The organism is Alphaproteobacteria bacterium (assembly GCA_019695395.1).
GTDB lineage: Bacteria > Pseudomonadota > Alphaproteobacteria > JAEUKQ01 > JAIBAD01 > JAIBAD01.
On sequence record JAIBAD010000072.1, the window covers coordinates 1 to 4,044 of the forward strand.

5 protein-coding genes are annotated in these 4,044 nt (G+C 33.4%); all 5 read right to left on the bottom strand.

The annotated features are described in order from the left end of the window. Nucleotides 1-402: 402 nt before the first annotated feature. Nucleotides 403-675, bottom strand: coding sequence for a hypothetical protein (locus tag K1X44_08890; GenBank protein ID MBX7147402.1), 273 nt, complete (start codon nucleotides 673-675; stop codon nucleotides 403-405). Nucleotides 676-858: 183 nt separating this feature from the next. Further along, a complete protein-coding gene (locus tag K1X44_08895; GenBank protein MBX7147403.1) occupies nucleotides 859-1,467 on the bottom strand; it encodes a hypothetical protein in 609 nt (202 codons plus the stop codon). Between the two features lie 243 nt (nucleotides 1,468-1,710). Further along, on the bottom strand, nucleotides 1,711-2,346 hold the full coding sequence (locus K1X44_08900) for a hypothetical protein (protein MBX7147404.1): 636 nt from the start codon (nucleotides 2,344-2,346) through the stop codon (nucleotides 1,711-1,713). Between the two features lie 81 nt (nucleotides 2,347-2,427). Next, a complete protein-coding gene (locus K1X44_08905) occupies nucleotides 2,428-3,084 on the bottom strand; it encodes a hypothetical protein (protein MBX7147405.1) in 657 nt (218 codons plus the stop codon). Nucleotides 3,085-3,289: 205 nt separating this feature from the next. Continuing rightward, nucleotides 3,290-4,044, bottom strand: a 755-nt coding sequence (locus K1X44_08910) for a DUF1848 domain-containing protein (protein ID MBX7147406.1), incomplete at its 5' end; no start/stop codon positions are given.

Consider the following 4,044-nt stretch of genomic DNA (forward strand, 5'->3'; position numbering starts at 1 on the left):
AAAATATTTTTAAATATATTTTAATTTGATTGGGTAATAGTTAAAAAACAATTAATTTTTTAAAAAAAAATATTTTATATATTATTATAATAATATATTGATTCAAATATATATATAAATTATTTTTTAAATTTAATAATAAATCCCTAAATTCTACTACATGTATCTGTAATCAGATGAATTTTTTTATTATTCAATTAACCTACTATTAAAAATTTTTTAAGTTAATTTATTTTCAAAAAATTTAAAAACTATAACAAAATATCAAAAAAATTGCTTTTCGAATCAAATAAAGAATTAAACGTTTTCATATTCTAAAAATAATTTTAAAATAATTAAATTCAATAAAATAAAATCACCCTGTAATTATATAGGGTAATTTTATTAATAACATTAACTTAATTAAGTATTTGGTTTTGGGGCGTCTTTTTCAACTTGGGTAGAAGAACGCTCTTTAGCATCATGATCTAGGTTTCTTGTGCCTCTTGTTGGATCAGAACCTGCATCAGGGCCAGGATTACCAGGAAAAGGAAGGTAACAAATACCACCACCTTGACCGGTTCCACCAATACAACCATCTGCACCAATGCCAATATTTGTTTTTTTACCACAGGCATTAAGAGCACTTACTATTAATACGGTAACTGCCAGAGTTAGAATAATTTTTCTATTCATAAAATTTTTCCTTTGCATTAAATAATTTTAAAAATTAATTTTGTTATAATCCGAATATTATCACATTAATTTATAAATATAGAATACCAATGTATGGTTATAATATAAGTGAGAAGTATAAAAGACCCCTCTAAAATTTTTAATTTTAGAGGGGTGATGGTTTTAAAATATAGCTTTATCTATCTATCTACCTTCATCGTCACCTGATACTTCTGAAGCTTGTCTGTCACGTGCGGCTACCCCATCATTATTGCTGGTACTATCCGCAATTTTCTTTCTTGGGGGTGGGGCACCAAACATAGTTGTTGCTTGACCATTTTGGGCGGTAACTTTTACTGCTGCTTTGGTACGGGGTGGTGGGGCAGATTGGGTAAAGGCTGCATTCCCAGATCCTTGGAATTTAGGTGCCGTTGTTACCTTGGAACGTGGAGGTGGAGGGAGCTGAAGATAAAATGTTTGTCCATCAACTTTAAAGGTATCGATACCTAATACTTCAACATGATGCCCATCGATATCAAACTCTTTACCTGTCATCCCATCGATACTGACTGTTTTGCGATCAACAATTTGGACCACATGCCCTTCAACCATATAGGTTTCAACAAGTTGGTTTGAAGATGAACTATCAGCATAACCATTAGATTTTGGTTTAGGATCCCATTTAAAACCAAATGGATCTATAGGTTTTGGTTGAGGTGCTGGTACTTTGTTGTCTTGACAGGCTCCAAGACCAACCAAAGAAACAAGCGCAAAAGACGTTATTAAAGTATAGATAGTTTTTTTGTTAAGCATATTGTCCCCTTATTCTGTTACATTATTAAATTTTATAAATAACAATTTATTTATAAAAAATATTTATAGTATAATTATTAAGAAAGGGTTAATTTATATTAATAAATTTTGGTTAGGTTTATAAAATTTAATATTTTATCTATTGCTGCGATCTAAGATAATTTTGAACCAGAATGGTGTCTCATTATTTTTAAGTTTGTATGTTAAAAACCCCCTTAATTATTAAGGGGGTTTTTATTTTACCTATCTATCGTCATCATCACCAGACACATCTGAATCTGCGCCTTGCCTGTCACGTGCGGCAACCCCATTATTGTTGCTGCTTGTATCAACAGCTTTTGTCCGTGGAGGTGGGGCACCAAACATAGTTGTTTCTTGACCATTTTGGGCTGTAACAGTTACAGCTGGTGCTGTTTTTGCACGAGGTGGTGGTGCAGATTGGGTAAAGGCTGCATTCCCAGATCCCTGGAATTTAGGTGCCGTTGTTACTTTTGACCGTGGAGGTGGGGGAAGTTGAAGATAAAAGACTTGCCCATCAACCTTAAATGTATCGATACCTAATACTTCAATATGATGACCATCAATATCAAACTCTTTACCTGTCATTCCATCAATACTTACTGTTTGACGATCAACAATTTGCACCACATGTCCTTCAACCATATAGGTTTCAACCAGTTGATTTGATGATAAGGCACTGGAAGAAGTTGCTGTTTTAGGTTTAGGTTTTGTTTTCATTATTTCTGGGACATAGGGTTCACCCCAAGGGTCACGTGGAAGACCAATTATATCATCCCTTGAACCACAGGCATTTAATCCAACAAGTGTAGCAAATGCCAAAAATATAATTAAGCTAGGTTTGAATTTTCTATTAAACATATTATTTTTCTCGTTTTTATAAGTTGTAAAGATTGTACTTCTCTCTTAATTTTAAGAGAGAAGTACAATAAATTTATTTATCTAGTCTTCATCATCTCCAGCTATTTCTGAAGCTTGTCTGTCACGTGCGGCTACCCCATCATTATTGCTGGTTGTATCAGCAACTTTCTTTCTTGGAGGTGGGGCACCAAACATGGTGGTTGCTTGACCATTTTGGGCGGTAACTTTTACTGCTGCTTTTACCCGTGGAGGAGGTGCTGCTTGGGTAAAGGCTGCATTCCCAGATCCCTGGAATTTAGGTGCCGTTGTTACCTTAGAGCGTGGGGGTGGAGGAAGTTGAATGTAAAAGACTTGCCCATCAATTTTGAAACTATCGATACCTAATACCTCAACATGATGACCATCGATATTAAACTCTTTCCCTTCCATCCCATCAATGCGAACGGTTTGACGATCAATGATTTCAACTAAGTGACCTTCAACAATAAATTTTTCAACAGATTTAGGTGAATTTGTAGTAAGAGATGATATTTGACTATTATAGGAGTTTGGGCGTGGGGAACCACCAGTGCCAGGATCTCTAGGATAAGCAAAAGGTTCAGGATAGCCACCAGGTGCGCAATCTTTACATCCATGGGGGACCCAATATGGGCTGCTACCTTTACCTCCACATGCACTAAGTATTGCAAGTAAAATAAGAACAGATGATGCTCGTAAACTGGATTTTATACTTGTCATAGTTATACCTCTATTCTGTTAAATTATTAAAATATATATTTGCACTCTCAATTATTAGAAATTTTTATAATATAATTATTAAAAAAGTATTAATTTCTAAATTAAATATAAAATTAATTTATAATTATAATGAAATTTTTATATGTAAAATAAAATTTTAAATAACCTTTAGGTTTTTACTTAATAATTAAAACTTGTTAGGGATTCAAAGACTTTTTAGTTTATCTTGCTCTAATAAGAATTTATTATTTATAGTTTTTACATTTTCTTTTGCTTTTTTAAAATTTTTGACTGCATAGCAATATAAACATTCCTGTGCACAACTTTCATAAAAACCAATATCTTGGGATTCTGCACATAGACATCCAGGCCGATTAGGTTTGGTTTTAAAAGTAAGATTTTTGCCCATAATTTTACTAAAGCGCAGATCATCAATACATTTGGCTGGTTGAATAGGGGTATGTGGATCCGAAAATTGGGATTGCGAACATAAAGTTGGGGCAAACCCATAATCCTTGGCCATAACAAATAATTTTTGTAATAAAATTATCTTTTCTTCAAATTCTATATCAAAGACGGGGATGTTTTCTTTTTTCAATCGTTGCTGGCTGTGGCGATAAGGATGATAAAAAGACATAACAACCTCATTACTTGCCTTTTGAATTTTTTCTGCCAACATTTTGAAGTTTTTTTCATGCCATAAAGGATCCATATGGTTTTCAATCATTATGATTGGATCATAACGCCACACACAAACATCTGGCCCATAAAGATTGGAAATATGGTGCATTAAATCTATGGCTTGATCCATAGGCAAAACGGATTTTTCAAGTTCTTTGGGATAATTGGTGATGGTCCATTGTATTATAAAGGGAAGCTTAAGATTTTTAACCTTCACAAGTGACTCTAAAAAGGGTTTAGGATTCCGTGTCCAAAAGACAAAACCATCAATATCTTGGG

Bases quoted from the DNA above. Each gene is read 5' to 3' on its own strand.
- K1X44_08890 (MBX7147402.1), bottom strand. From the start codon at position 675: ATGAATAGAAAAATTATTCTAACTCTGGCAGTTACCGTATTAATAGTA.
- K1X44_08895 (MBX7147403.1), bottom strand. From the start codon at position 1,467: ATGCTTAACAAAAAAACTATCTATACTTTAATAACGTCTTTTGCGCTT.
- K1X44_08900 (MBX7147404.1), bottom strand. From the start codon at position 2,346: ATGTTTAATAGAAAATTCAAACCTAGCTTAATTATATTTTTGGCATTT.
- K1X44_08905 (MBX7147405.1), bottom strand. From the start codon at position 3,084: ATGACAAGTATAAAATCCAGTTTACGAGCATCATCTGTTCTTATTTTA.